The sequence below is a fragment of the Rhizobium cerradonense genome (assembly GCF_030182455.1).
GTDB lineage: Bacteria > Pseudomonadota > Alphaproteobacteria > Rhizobiales > Rhizobiaceae > Rhizobium.
This window is the reverse complement of record NZ_JAQJCK010000003.1, coordinates 206,240-218,387: the sequence shown is the minus strand read 5'-3', so window position 1 is coordinate 218,387 and position 12,148 is coordinate 206,240. Positions and strand designations below refer to the sequence as shown.

At 59.1% G+C, this 12,148-nt stretch carries 14 protein-coding genes; 7 read left to right on the top strand and 7 right to left on the bottom strand.

Going from position 1 to position 12,148, the window contains the following annotated elements:
* Window positions 1-251: 251 nt before the first annotated feature.
* A complete protein-coding gene (locus PH547_RS08670) occupies window positions 252-1,163 on the top strand; it encodes a DnaJ C-terminal domain-containing protein (protein WP_104822417.1) in 912 nt (303 codons plus the stop codon).
* A 3-nt stretch (window positions 1,164-1,166) separates the two neighbouring features.
* Window positions 1,167-1,499, top strand: coding sequence for a chaperone modulator CbpM (locus PH547_RS08665; protein ID WP_104822416.1), 333 nt, complete (start codon window positions 1,167-1,169; stop codon window positions 1,497-1,499).
* Between the two features lie 5 nt (window positions 1,500-1,504).
* Here PH547_RS08665 and PH547_RS08660 read toward each other — a convergent pair whose 3' ends face one another.
* Window positions 1,505-1,894 (bottom strand): DUF930 domain-containing protein, encoded by a 390-nt coding sequence (locus PH547_RS08660; RefSeq protein WP_104825026.1) that lies wholly within the window; start codon window positions 1,892-1,894, stop codon window positions 1,505-1,507.
* Between the two features lie 282 nt (window positions 1,895-2,176).
* Here PH547_RS08660 and PH547_RS08655 point away from each other — a divergent pair, with 282 nt between their 5' ends.
* Together PH547_RS08655 and PH547_RS08650 are read left to right on the top strand one after the other, a co-directional pair.
* Entirely contained in the window at window positions 2,177-4,270 is a 2,094-nt protein-coding gene (locus PH547_RS08655; RefSeq protein WP_285168026.1) for a S9 family peptidase, read from the top strand.
* 19 nt (window positions 4,271-4,289) lie between these two features.
* Window positions 4,290-4,808, top strand: coding sequence for a DUF1697 domain-containing protein (locus PH547_RS08650; RefSeq protein WP_285168024.1), 519 nt, complete (start codon window positions 4,290-4,292; stop codon window positions 4,806-4,808).
* Here PH547_RS08650 and PH547_RS08645 read toward each other — a convergent pair.
* Window positions 4,805-5,422, bottom strand: coding sequence for a TetR/AcrR family transcriptional regulator (locus tag PH547_RS08645; protein WP_285168022.1), 618 nt, complete (start codon window positions 5,420-5,422; stop codon window positions 4,805-4,807). The genes PH547_RS08650 and PH547_RS08645 overlap by 4 nt on opposite strands.
* Before the next feature lie 223 nt (window positions 5,423-5,645).
* Between PH547_RS08645 and PH547_RS08640 the strand changes: the two genes are divergently transcribed.
* On the top strand, window positions 5,646-6,602 hold the full coding sequence (locus PH547_RS08640) for a homocysteine S-methyltransferase family protein (protein WP_285168020.1): 957 nt from the start codon (window positions 5,646-5,648) through the stop codon (window positions 6,600-6,602).
* A 47-nt stretch (window positions 6,603-6,649) separates the two neighbouring features.
* Here PH547_RS08640 and PH547_RS08635 read toward each other — a convergent pair whose 3' ends face one another.
* Both PH547_RS08635 and PH547_RS08630 read right to left on the bottom strand, forming a co-directional pair.
* Window positions 6,650-6,964, bottom strand: a complete 315-nt coding sequence (locus PH547_RS08635) for a type II toxin-antitoxin system RelE/ParE family toxin (protein ID WP_285168018.1) — start codon at window positions 6,962-6,964, stop codon at window positions 6,650-6,652.
* Between the two features lie 3 nt (window positions 6,965-6,967).
* A complete protein-coding gene (locus PH547_RS08630; RefSeq protein WP_104822410.1) occupies window positions 6,968-7,228 on the bottom strand; it encodes a ribbon-helix-helix domain-containing protein in 261 nt (86 codons plus the stop codon).
* A gap of 95 nt (window positions 7,229-7,323) precedes the next feature.
* Here PH547_RS08630 and PH547_RS08625 point away from each other — a divergent pair, with 95 nt between their 5' ends.
* On the top strand, window positions 7,324-8,832 hold the full coding sequence (locus PH547_RS08625; RefSeq protein ID WP_260303419.1) for a protein adenylyltransferase SelO: 1,509 nt from the start codon (window positions 7,324-7,326) through the stop codon (window positions 8,830-8,832).
* A 72-nt stretch (window positions 8,833-8,904) separates the two neighbouring features.
* Complete coding sequence (locus tag PH547_RS08620; protein ID WP_285168014.1) at window positions 8,905-9,432, top strand: hypothetical protein; 528 nt, start codon at window positions 8,905-8,907, stop codon at window positions 9,430-9,432.
* 90 nt (window positions 9,433-9,522) lie between these two features.
* Here the strand turns inward: PH547_RS08620 and bla are convergent, their stop codons facing one another.
* The 3 genes from bla to dmeR form a co-directional block, all read right to left on the bottom strand.
* On the bottom strand, window positions 9,523-10,548 hold the full coding sequence (gene bla, locus PH547_RS08615) for a class A beta-lactamase (protein WP_283049595.1): 1,026 nt from the start codon (window positions 10,546-10,548) through the stop codon (window positions 9,523-9,525).
* A gap of 85 nt (window positions 10,549-10,633) precedes the next feature.
* Complete coding sequence (gene dmeF, locus PH547_RS08610) at window positions 10,634-11,611, bottom strand: CDF family Co(II)/Ni(II) efflux transporter DmeF (RefSeq protein ID WP_285168008.1); 978 nt, start codon at window positions 11,609-11,611, stop codon at window positions 10,634-10,636.
* A 37-nt stretch (window positions 11,612-11,648) separates the two neighbouring features.
* Window positions 11,649-11,921 (bottom strand): Ni(II)/Co(II)-sensing transcriptional repressor DmeR, encoded by a 273-nt coding sequence (gene dmeR / locus PH547_RS08605; RefSeq protein WP_104822405.1) that lies wholly within the window; start codon window positions 11,919-11,921, stop codon window positions 11,649-11,651.
* Window positions 11,922-12,148: the final 227 nt, after the last annotated feature.

The window sequence follows — 12,148 nt, the reverse complement described above, 5'->3', positions numbered from 1 at the left end:
GAATGAAATGAAGTCTGTCGGAAAAGGCGCATAATTGCCATAGACTCCTTTGCCGCTGCGCCCGCCATCGTCCGGCAAGGCGACGGAAATATGGCGGCTTGCCCGCAAAGCCGCCTGTTCCCCATCACAAATGCGCCAATGGTTCATTCTGCCGGGTCGCGGCTAGAGGCGCTATCATTTATGATACGATTGATACCACGCCTGCCGATCACTATCTGCGTCTTTTCCTATGCTCCCAAAGGGAAACATCCATGAGCCGTGATCCCTATGATATTCTGGGCGTAAAACGGGACGCCCCGCAAAAAGACATTCAAAGCGCCTATCGCAAGCTTGCGAAAAAGCTACATCCCGATCTGAACCCCGGCGATAAGCAAGCCGAGGATAAATTCAAGGAAGTCTCCGCGGCTTACGGCATCCTCGGCGACGAGGACAAGCGCGCGCGCTTTGACCGCGGCGAGATCGACAATACCGGCGCGGAGCAGCCGCCACGTAGCTATTATCGCGATTACGCGACGAGCGAGGGCCAGCGCGGCCCCTATCGCAACACGGGTGGTTTCGCCGATTTCGGCGATGCCGACGATATACTTTCCAGTTTCTTCTCACGTCGCAGCCGAGGCCAATCGGGAATGCAAGGTCAGGATCGCCACTACTCCATGGAGGTCGACTTTCTCGACGCCATCAACGGCGCGAAAAAGCAGATCAGCCTGCCGGACGGACCGGCGCTCGACGTGCAGATACCGCCGGGAACCCGCGACGGGCAGACACTGCGCCTGCGCGGCAAGGGCGATCCCGGTTTTGGCGGCGGCGCCTCCGGGGATGCGCTGATCGAGGTGCATGTACGCCCGCATCGTTTCTTCGTTCGCGACGGCAACGATATCAGACTTGAATTGCCGATTTCGCTTGCGGAGGCGGTGCTTGGCGGCAAAATCCGTGTGCCCACGCCTTCCGGGCCGGTCACGGTGACCCTTCAGCCGAACTCCAACACGGGCAAGGTTCTGCGGCTGAAAGGCAAAGGTGCGCCGGTGCCTGGCAAGGAAAACGGCGACGCCTATGTTTCGTTGAAGATCGTCCTGCCGGATGCGCCGGATGCGGACCTTGCGGCCTTTGTTTCCGAATGGCAGGCCGGCAAGACGCATGATCCCAGAAAGACCATGGGAGGCTGAGCCATGAACGAGAGCGAGTTTCGTTTGCGCCTCGAGATCGACAATGCGGTGCTGGACGTTTGGATCGAACAGGGCTGGCTCATTCCCGAAACGACCGGGGAAGGCCGGCATTTCCGCGAAGCCGACCTGGCGCGCGGGCAGTTGATCCTCGACCTCATCAACGCGATGGGCGTCAACGAGCCTGGAGTCGATCTGGTCATGGATCTGGTAGATCAGCTTCATGCGCTGAGAGGAACGCTACGCGATCTGACGGACGCCGTCTGTCATCAGGATGCCGATGTGCAGGAGCATGTTCTCTCCGAACTCTACCGGCTAGAGCGCCAAAGACGGCGCTGAAGGCATCAATCGTAGAGATAATATTTTTGCCAGCTATCGCGCGGCACCTTCTCGCCGATTGCGTAGTTCATATCCCGAACATGAATATGCTGCGGGCCGGTCGTGCACTGATAGGAGAGATGATACCAATCCCCCTTGCTGCGAAAGACCGCGCCGGGAGCATTCATCGAGTCCGGGGCCATAGCAGGGTCGCTGAAGGTGTAGGCGATGACCTTGTCGGGCTTGAAGCCGGTCTGCTCGGTGCCGATCCGTTTCATGGCCTCAGCATCGCAGGTCTGCTCCATCCGCTCGGAGGGATCGAGCTTCTCCAGTTCCTTCTTCATGGTCGCGTCCACGGCAAAAGCGGACGTCGCAATGGCGGCCAACGGCATGAGAATGGCGATGAATTTCAGCATGAAGACCGATCCCTTGCTTGACTGCGGGCTGGGAAGCGTCTCTTCGACCAGGCGGTTCAAGCCGCCTTATTATCGACGCAACATAAGCGGACTTCGTTAAAGAATGTGGTCACATCAAGGCAGCTCTGAACGAGTTCTTTTGCCGCCGTCAGCTAGATTTAAAGCCTGTTATCATCCCCTTACGTGAGGCTTAAGCAGGCAAATGCCGCTTGAACCTCACGCAAGCGCCCTCTATCTCTTCCTCACCTCATATCCGACATTGATCCCGGAGAAAGCCTGCCCGTGTCTTCATTCAAGAGCCTCCCCACCCCGCCCGCCGCCGCGAAAAAACCGGTCACGGACACGCGCCACGGCATCAGCCGCAGCGACGATTATGCCTGGCTGCGCGCCGACAATTGGCAGGCGATGTTTAAGGACACGTCTATCCTCGATCCGGAAATCCGGGCGCATCTGGAGGCCGAGAACGCCTATATGAACGCCGCCATGGCAGATACGAAAGAGCTGCAGAAGGCGCTGTTTGCCGAAATGAAAGGCCGTATCAAGGAGGATGACAGCTCCGTACCGGTCAAGGACGGGCCTTATGCCTATGGCACGCTCTACGTCACCGGCGGCGAACAGCCGCACTATTTCCGCGAGGCGCGCAATGGCGGCGAGCGCAAGCTCCTTCTCAACGGCGACAAGGAAAACGAAGGAAAGTCCTATTTCCGCCTCTCGGGCATCGATCATTCCACCGATCATAGCCATGGCATCTGGGGTTATGACGACAAGGGCTCGGAATATTTCACGCTGAAGGTCCGCAATCTGGAAACCGGCGAAGACCTTGCCGACGTGGTCGAAAACACCGGCGGCGGCGGTGTCTGGGCGCCTGACGGCAAGAGCTTCTTCTATACGCTGCAGGACGAGAACCATCGTCCCTCGAAGATCTTCCACCACATTGTCGGCACACCGCAATCGGACGACCGGCTGGTCTATGAAGAGGAGGATTCCGGCTTCTTCATGGGCGTCGGCGGTTCATTGCTGGATGACTACATCTTCATCGACATCCACGATCACGAGACCAGCGAATACCGCATCATCCCGACCTCCGATCTTACGGCCGAACCGAGACTGGTGGCCGCGCGCGACACCGGCATCGAGTATGAAATGGCGGAAGGCGGCGATGTCTTCTACATCCTCACCAATGACGGCGATGCCAAGGATTTCAAGATCATGGAAACGCCGGTCGACAAACCGGCCAAGGAAAACTGGCGCGATGTCGTGGCTCACAAGCCGGGCACGCTGATCCTCAATCACATGGCCTATGCCCGCCATCTCATCTGGCTGGAGCGCAAGGACGGCCTGCCGCGGATCATCGTCCGTGACCGGCGCAGCGGCGAAGAACATGCCATTGCCTTCGACGAGGAGGCCTATTCGCTCGGCCTGCAGGGCGCAGCCGAATACGACACCGACGTCATCCGCTTCTCCTACTCCTCGATGACGACGCCGAGCCAGCTTTATGACTACAACATGGTGACGCGCGAGCGCACTTTGCTGAAGACGCAGGAGGTTCCCTCAGGCCACAATCCGGACGACTACGTCACGCGTCGCGTCTTCGCCCCTGCCTGGGACGGCGAACGGGTGCCGGTGACCCTGCTCTATCGTAAGGATACGCCGCTCGACGGATCCGCGCCCTGCCTCCTTTACGGCTATGGCGCCTACGGCATCACCATCCCCGCCGGCTTCAACACCAATTGCCTGTCGCTTGCCGACCGTGGCTTCGTCTATGCCATCGCCCATATCCGGGGCGGCAAGGACAAGGGCTTCGCCTGGTACGAAGACGGCAAGATGGACAAGAAGACCAATACCTTCAAGGACTTCATTGCTGCGGCCGACTATTTGAATGAGCAGAAATTCACCTCCTACGCGAAGATCATCGCCGAGGGCGGCTCGGCCGGCGGCATGCTGATGGGCGCCATCGCCAACATGGCGCCGGAGAAATTCGCCGGCATCATCGCTGCCGTACCCTTCGTCGATGTGCTTAACACCATGCTGGACGACACGCTGCCGCTGACACCGCCGGAATGGCCGGAATGGGGCAATCCGATCGACAGCAAGGAAGAATACGAGCAGATCGCAGCCTACAGCCCCTATGACAATGTCGGTGAGAAGCCTTACCCGCCAATTCTGGCGCTCGGCGGCCTGACCGATCCGCGCGTCACCTATTGGGAACCGGCGAAATGGGTAGCCAAGCTGCGTGAAAAGACCACCGGAGACGCGCCGATCCTCTTGAAGACAAACATGGATGCCGGCCATGGCGGCGCTTCGGGCCGTTTCCAGCGCCTGGAAGAGATCGCCTTCGAATACGGCTTTGCCATCAAGGTCGCCGGGAAGATCTAGCAAATCTCGGGAGGAGCCCATGCCGGTCTATGTCGCCTTGCTGCGTGCCGTCAATGTCGGCGGCACCGGCGCTCTGCCGATGGCGGATTTGAAAGCGCTCTGCGAGGAGATCGGCTTTACCGACGTGAAGACCTATATCCAGAGCGGCAATGTGCTTTTCCACTCTGACAAGGCCGAGGCGACAGTCCAGAAGGATCTGGAAGAGGCGCTGGGGCTGAAAATGGGCAAATCGCCGGGCGTACTGCTGCGCAGCCGCCAGGAATTGGAGGCCGCAGCGGAAGGCTCACCCTTTCCGCACGCCAAACCGAACTACCTGCTCGTCAACTTCCTTCCGGAACCCGCACCTGACGATGCCCTGGACAAGCTGGTGGCACCCGACGGCGAAGAAGTGCATATCGCCGGCAGGGAAATCTATGTCCACTATCCCGATGGCTCCGGTCGCTCGAAACTGAAGTTGCCGGCGCTGAAGGCGGGCACGTCGCGGAACCTCAATACGGTGAGGAAACTGGCGGAGATGGCGCGGGAGATGGAAAACTAGCTGAAACGCGGCCGGAACAGCATCTTGATGAAGCTGCGGAAGACCAGGATCTGGTCCGCCAGGCTGTTCGGCTCTTTCAATGCCTTGGATAGCACGATGCCGCCTTCGAGCACGGTCGACACCATATCGGCGAGCTGATCGACATCCAGCGGCTCGCGGGGCTCGTAGACCACCATGATCTCCTCGAACATGCGGCGAAATCTCCGCCGCCATGTCAGGGCCGCCTCGCGGTTGATCTCCTGAACCTCGCGATCAAATAGCCGTTCGTAGTAGCAGAAGCCTGCCACCAGGCATCCTGGATGACCATTCGGCAGATCGGACAACAATTCCGACACCAATTTCAGGCCAAGCAGGAAAGATTGCAGCGGATCGTCCATCAGCTCACGGGCACGCCCGAAAATCTCGTCGTAAATCCGGTTGTCGTTTTCGATGTAGCGCTGGATAAGGGCCTTGGCGAGTTCGTTCTTATCGCGGAAGTGATAGAAGAAGCCGCTCTTGGTAATGCCGGTTTCGGCGATCAATTCATCGATGGAGGTGCCGCCGAAACCCTTCGCCAGCACCGCGGCTTCGGCAACCTCCAGCAGCCGGCTGCGCGTTTCCTCACCCTTTCGCATGATCCCCTCCTGTACCGACGGTACAGTATTGTTGCACAAACGCCGCCCCGCGCCTCCGGATCAATGCGGGGCCGAGGCCGTAAGCCTTTGAATAGAAAATGAAATGCTTGCTCGCGTCGATAGTATACCGCAAATCGCCTATTTTAGCAGACGGCAATAAGAGAAAATCGCCACCATTGCGATGCCAACGAACGGCTGGGGATATCAACGGGTGGAGATCACAATGGCCAAATATCGAAACGATCTGCCGCAACAGAAAGGCGGTATATTCCTGACAGATGGCGGCATGGAAACGGTGTTGATCTTTCATGAGGGCGTCGAGCTGCCGCAATTCGCTTCCTTTGTCCTTCTGGCAACACCGGAGGGACGGGAGAAAATCAAGGATTACTATCGACGCTATCTCGACATCGCCAGTCGTCGCGGCACCGGCTTCGTGCTTGAAACCGCCACATGGCGGGCCAACGCCGATTGGGGCGAGAAGCTCGGCTATGATGCCCAAGCGTTGAAAGCGGTGAATGAGGATGCGGTGACGCTGCTTTGCGAGCTGCGTGCGGAGTATGAGCGTCCTGCGGCCCCAATCACTATTAGCGGAAACATCGGCCCTCGCGGCGACGGCTACAAGGCGGGCAGGATGAATGCGGCGGAAGCCGAGGATTATCACACGCCGCAGATCGCGAGCTTCGCCGGCACGGAGGCCGACATGGTGACCGCACTCACGATCAATACCATCAATGAGGCGATCGGTATTGCTCGCGCCGCGAAGGCGCAAGGCATGCCATGCGCTATCTCGTTCACGGTCGAGACTGACGGCAGGCTTGCGACCGGAAGAACGATACAAGAAGCGATCGAAAGTACCGATGCTGCAACCGGCTGCGCACCCGCCTACTACATGATCAATTGCGCCCATCCGAGCCATTTTGAAAACACGCTTGACGAGGATAGCGCTTGGGTCAAACGCATCTGGGGGCTACGCGCCAACGCCTCGATGATGAGCCATGCCGAACTCGACGAGAGCGAGACGCTGGATGACGGCGACCCTGCCGATCTCGGCCGTCGCTATCGGCAGCTTACCCGCCGCATGCCGCAGTTGCGTGTGCTCGGCGGCTGCTGCGGTACTGACCATCGCCACGTTGCGGCAATCTGCGAAGCCTGCCTGCCGCGAACGGCAGCGAGCGCTTGAGGTGACGGAGAAAAGAAGCAGCGTGGCGAGACTGCAAAATCGCGAATCTACTGTTGTGATCGCAACAGAGTTTCGTAGTCCTGCCCACCGGCAATTATGTTCGTGATACGCACTCGATCGCCCTCGACGATATAGAGAATCACGACGCTTCGTTCAAAAACGGCCATGCGAATGCCAGGTCCCAGATCGTCTCGCGCGACCCCGCCGAAGGGAGCATCGCCAATCTTTTCGCAGCGCCTGTAGATGCGATTGAGGTATCCTTCGCTCGTCTTGATATTCTGGCTTTGCTCCAACACGTAAGCGGCGATGTCGAGAAGGTTTTCAACAGCTTCCGGACGGTATTCGACCGTAAATCGCTCCATAGGTTAGCGGCGTTTGTCAAAAAAGGCATCAAGACGCTGCTTGACTTCGTGTCCACTCAAATTCGATCTCGGATCATCCAAGGATGCCTCGACCCTGTGGCGGATCGCCGCGATCCGTTGCTGATATTCCTCCTCTTCCCGCAACCACACCCGAACAGCAGCACGCAGCACCTCGCTCGTTGAGGCGTAAACTCCGGCGTCGACACGGCTTTTTATGGCGGCAACCATCTCACTGGGAAGCGAGATGCTCAATTTCTCGTTCATAGCGAACTCCTCACGTTCAGTGGGATAAAGTAGGATAATCTCCTACTTTGGGCAAGCGCCTTGCACCGCACCCTCCCCAGCCCTACCTTAGATGCATGAGCTCATCTCTTCACGACAATGCAGTGCTCGAAGCGCGGCCGATACCGTTCGACAATAGCTATGCGCGTCTCCCGCCGCAGTTTTTTGCGAACCAGGCGCCGACGCCGGTGGCGGCGCCGCGGCTGGTCAAGTTCAATAGGGCATTGGCCGGCGATCTCGGGTTGGACGCCGATGTACTGGAACGGGATGGGGCGGCGATCTTTTCCGGGAATAAGCTCCTGCCGGGTTCCGAGCCGATTGCGATGGCCTATGCCGGCCACCAGTTCGGCGGCTTCGTGCCGCAGCTCGGGGATGGCCGGGCAATCCTGCTTGGCGAAGTCATCAATCGTAGCGGCAGACGCCGCGATATCCAGCTCAAGGGCGCCGGACCCACGCTCTTTTCGCGGCGTGGTGACGGCCGGGCAGCGGTCGGGCCGGTCTTGCGCGAATATATCGTCAGCGAAGCCATGCATGCGCTTGGCATTCCGACGACACGGGCGCTGGCGGCGGTTACCACCGGCGAGCGCGTCTATCGTGAGAAAGTACTGCCCGGTGCGATTTTCACCCGTGTTGCGGCAAGCCATATCCGTGTCGGCACATTCCAGTTTTTCGCCGCCCGCGGCGATACGGACAGCCTGCGTATCCTCGCCGATTATGTCATTGACCGACATTATCCGGAGATCAAGGACAGAGAAAATCGCTATCTGGCGCTATTGGAGGCCGTTTCCGAACGACAGGCGGCCTTGATCGCGCGCTGGCTGCATGTCGGCTTCATCCATGGTGTGATGAATACCGACAATATGACCATTTCCGGTGAGACGATCGATTATGGTCCCTGCGCCTTCATGGACAGTTATAATTCGGCAATGGTCTTTTCTTCGATCGATCACCAGGGCCGTTATGCCTATGCCAACCAGCCCGCGATCGGCCAATGGAATATCGCTCGGCTCGGTGAAACCCTACTGTCGTTGATCGATCCGTCGCTGGACGCAGCCGTCGACCTGGCAAATGCAGTGCTCAAAGCCTACGGCGAACGCTTCCAGGCCCCTTGGCTTGCCGGCATGCGCGCCAAGATCGGCCTTGCAGCCGAGGAAGACGACGATCTCGATCTGATCCAGGCGCTGCTAACGCTGATGCAACAGCAGGAAGCGGATTTCACGTTGACGTTCCGCCGACTTGGCGCGCTGGCCGATAGCGCGGACAACGAAACGGCCTTTGCCGCCGGTTTCAAGGATCCGGAAGCTACCAAGCCGTGGCTGACGCGCTGGCGCGAACGGTTGAGCCGCGATCCGCAAGCGCCGGCCGAGCGAGCACGGGCGATGCGGAGCGTGAACCCGGCATTCATTCCACGCAACCATCGAATCGAACAGGCGATCGAAGCCGCGGTCGAGGATGAGGATTTTTCATTGTTCGAAGCGCTGCTGACGGTGCTTGCAAAGCCCTATGAGGACCAGCCGGCCTTCGCGCCCTATGCCGAACCGCCGCAGCCGGCGGAGCGGGTGCTGCAGACTTTCTGCGGAACGTAAGGGAGCCTTAGCACACAAGCCCCGGACATGTTTGCGGAGGCATCGTCGCGTCAACCACAGGGAGACATGACGATGAAAGTTCATCATAGCACCCAGAGCATTTTCAGCAGCCCCATCAAGAGCCAGCAGGACACGGATTCTGACGACCGCACGCCATTCGTGCTGCCCGACGACAGCGACCAGCAGCAGACGCAGGCGCCTTCGATCACGTCCAGCGGCGTCCCCTCTTCCATCTCCTCCGGCTTCTGGCTCGGCCAGACTGGACAGACGGCCCCATCGACATCAGATGCCGACGCCGATCAGAGCAACAGCGCGGCTCCCAGCATCAATGGTTCGGATTCGTCGAGCGATACGTCCAGCCAGGATATTCTGGACGAATTTACCAAGTGGGCGCACATGACCCCTGCGGAAAAAATCCGCGCCCAATATCTGGAAAAACACAATCTGACGGAAGATTCTCTCAAGCAACTGCCACCCGATGAGCAGAAGGCAATCAACGATCAGATCGCCGCTGAAATCAAAAAGCAGCTCGGCGGCGATAATCAGGCCGACGACAGCGATGAAACGGATAGCGCCGCCGCTGCCTTATCCGTCGCTTGAGCTTCCTCGAAACGACATCAAGGCGATACGATCCTGATTCACATCGAGATCGTATCGCCTTGATTTTATTGCCCACATTTCAAGACGCTACTATTTTAGCCCTACCATGCCCGCGATGATCTTTCCGACTTCGGCGAAGACGGCCTCGATGTCCTTTGCGGGGGCGGTTGCCTCGCCGACATAGGTGGTGACGAGGATGGGGCCGCGGTCGGTCGGCCAGATCACGGCGACGTCGGCGTAGGAGCCGTTCTGACCTGTACCGGTCTTGTCGCCCACCTTCCATTCCTTCGGCAAGCCGGCGCGCAGGCGGGCATTGCCGGTGGTGTTGTTGGCCAGCCAGTTTGTCAATTGATCGCGCGAAGTTTCGGACAGTGTATTGCCGAGCGTCAGGAGGCCGATCGTATCCAGCATGGAATCAGGCGTCGTCGTGTCGCGCGGATCGTCCTTGATCGCCTGGTTGACGTCGGGCTCCTTGCGGTCGAGCCGGGTTTCGGTATCGCCGGTGGTGCGCAGCCATGCGGTCAGCGCCGCCGGACCACCGAAGCTGTCCAGCAGCAGATTGCCGGCGGTGTTGTCGCTCAACGTGATCGCCGCGCCGCAGAGTTCGGCGATCGTCATGCCATCGGTGCCGGCGTGCTTTTCTGTCTCCGGCGAATAGGTAACGACAACATCCTTGCCATAAGTGACACGACGATCGAGCTTCTCTACGCCCTGATCGACGCGCGCGAGCACGAAACCGACCGCAAGCGCCTTATAGGTGCTGCACAATGCAAACCGCTCGGCTTCGCGATAGCCGAGCGAAATATTGGTTTCCGTATCCAGCACGGAAACACCAAGACGACCGCCCGTCTTCTTTTCCAGATCCGCCAACTGCTTGTCGGCATCATCCGTGAACTGAGAATTATCGGGACCCTGGTCGTCTTCCATGTCCTGACCGCTGTCGGGTGCCGCGGAATTCTCCTGAGTATCGGATGCATCGGGCGCGGGAGCTGTCGCGTCGGGGCTCTTGTTGGCGCTGGCATTCTGCGCAAAGAGGGTTTCGGGGCCAAATGTCAGGGCGGGGAAAAGCAGCGCCGAGCCTGCCAAAAGGCGGCGGCGGGTAAGCGGTGTGGACATGCGGAAGCCTCCAGCGGAATCAGCCGAATTCTGAGCTAAGCGAGGAATATGGCAACCCTCTGACAGGGCCAGTTTCCCTCAGGGCTTATGCTGCTTTTTTGACCACGACTTCAACGGTGACATGCGACAGTTCGTGAATATCGGCCAGCCGTGCCTTGTAGAAGGCAGGATCGCGCGGCTCCGGCGTTACAACAGCGACGATCGCCGCATGGTGGCCGGGTCCGACCTGCCAGACATGCAGATCGGTAATGCGGTCATCGCCCGTTTCAATGAGCACCCGGATCTCATCCGGCAGGGTCTCACCCTGCGGAATGAAGTCGAGCAGAATTGAACCCGAGGCACGCGCTAGGCTCAAGGACCACTGCAGGATCACCAGGCCGCCGACGATGCCCATCAGGGGATCGAGAAAGGTCCAGCCGAAACGGCTGCCGAGCAGAAGGGCGATGATGGCCAAAACCGAGGTCATGGCGTCGGCAATGACGTGGACATAGGCCGAGCGCAGATTGTTGTCCTTGCCGTGATTATGACCGTGATGATGGTCATGATCATGGTGGTGATGATGATGATGATCATGTCCATGCGCATGGGAGTGCCCATGATGGTGGTCGTGGTCGTCGCGCAGCAGCCAGGCGCTGACGAGATTGACGAGGAGGCCGACAACGGCAATGGCGATCGCCTCGCGAAAATTGATCGCCACTGGATTCTGCAGTCGCAGCAGGCTTTCCCAAGCCATCAACAGCGCGATCATCGCGAGGATGATGGCGCTGGCGAAGCCGGCGAGATCGCCGAGCTTTCCGGTGCCGAAGGTGAAGCGAGAATTATGGGCATGGCGACGGGCATAGAGATAGGCCAGTGCCGAAATCAGCATGGCGCTGGCATGCGTCGACATGTGCCAGCCATCGGCAACCAGCGCCATCGAGCCGTACAACGTCCCGGCGGCGATTTCGACCACCATCATCACTGTCGTCAGCGCAATGACCAGCCAGACGCGGCGCTCGTTGCGACGGTGAGCGGAGCCCAGAAACACATGGCTATGCGTCAACGCATCCGAAGAAGTACTCATGACATCAGTCTCCCGTTGGATATCCCAAAGACTCTGATCAGCGCAGATAGGTCTTCAGCACATCGGATATTTCATCGACCGCCTGACGGCGGGCCGGCTCGCTTTCGGCTTCGAGCACATGCTCCCGCAGATGATCTTCCAATATCTCGCCGGTCAGTCCTGTCAGGGCGCCGCGGATGGACGCGAGAAGCTGCAAGACCTCCCCGCAGGGCCGCTCAGCCTCCAACGCCCGCTCCACCGCCTCCATCTGCCCCTTGAGGCGGCGGACGCGGGAAAGAAGCTTGGCTTGCTCACGGACGGTATGGGACATGTCGGCCTCATCTATAATATAGGGGGGTATACTATAATTCCCCCTGGAAGAAAACCCACCCTTAGCGACGCGCGGGGTGCGATAGACTGACGCGTACGATCTTGATGCCAACGAGCCGAAGACCCGAAGCGTTGCCGCCGCGCCTTGTCCGATCGTGCCTGCGGGAAGGAGCTGACTCTCCCCATTGACAAATCCGCCATTCCAGATCATCTATGCGCCCATGATCA

What these genes read in the sequence shown, in the direction of transcription:
- PH547_RS08635 (WP_285168018.1), bottom strand. Translation starts at nt 6,964, where the DNA reads ATGGAGCGATTTACGGTCGAATACCGTCCGGAAGCTGTTGAAAACCTT.
- PH547_RS08650 (WP_285168024.1), top strand. Translation starts at nt 4,290, where the DNA reads ATGCCGGTCTATGTCGCCTTGCTGCGTGCCGTCAATGTCGGCGGCACC.
- PH547_RS08625 (WP_260303419.1), top strand. Translation starts at nt 7,324, where the DNA reads ATGAGCTCATCTCTTCACGACAATGCAGTGCTCGAAGCGCGGCCGATA.
- bla (WP_283049595.1), bottom strand. Translation starts at nt 10,548, where the DNA reads ATGTCCACACCGCTTACCCGCCGCCGCCTTTTGGCAGGCTCGGCGCTG.
- dmeR (WP_104822405.1), bottom strand. Translation starts at nt 11,921, where the DNA reads ATGTCCCATACCGTCCGTGAGCAAGCCAAGCTTCTTTCCCGCGTCCGC.
- PH547_RS08665 (WP_104822416.1), top strand. Translation starts at nt 1,167, where the DNA reads ATGAACGAGAGCGAGTTTCGTTTGCGCCTCGAGATCGACAATGCGGTG.
- PH547_RS08645 (WP_285168022.1), bottom strand. Translation starts at nt 5,422, where the DNA reads ATGCGAAAGGGTGAGGAAACGCGCAGCCGGCTGCTGGAGGTTGCCGAA.
- dmeF (WP_285168008.1), bottom strand. Translation starts at nt 11,611, where the DNA reads ATGAGTACTTCTTCGGATGCGTTGACGCATAGCCATGTGTTTCTGGGC.
- PH547_RS08630 (WP_104822410.1), bottom strand. Translation starts at nt 7,228, where the DNA reads ATGAACGAGAAATTGAGCATCTCGCTTCCCAGTGAGATGGTTGCCGCC.
- PH547_RS08620 (WP_285168014.1), top strand. Translation starts at nt 8,905, where the DNA reads ATGAAAGTTCATCATAGCACCCAGAGCATTTTCAGCAGCCCCATCAAG.
- PH547_RS08670 (WP_104822417.1), top strand. Translation starts at nt 252, where the DNA reads ATGAGCCGTGATCCCTATGATATTCTGGGCGTAAAACGGGACGCCCCG.
- PH547_RS08640 (WP_285168020.1), top strand. Translation starts at nt 5,646, where the DNA reads ATGGCCAAATATCGAAACGATCTGCCGCAACAGAAAGGCGGTATATTC.
- PH547_RS08660 (WP_104825026.1), bottom strand. Translation starts at nt 1,894, where the DNA reads ATGCTGAAATTCATCGCCATTCTCATGCCGTTGGCCGCCATTGCGACG.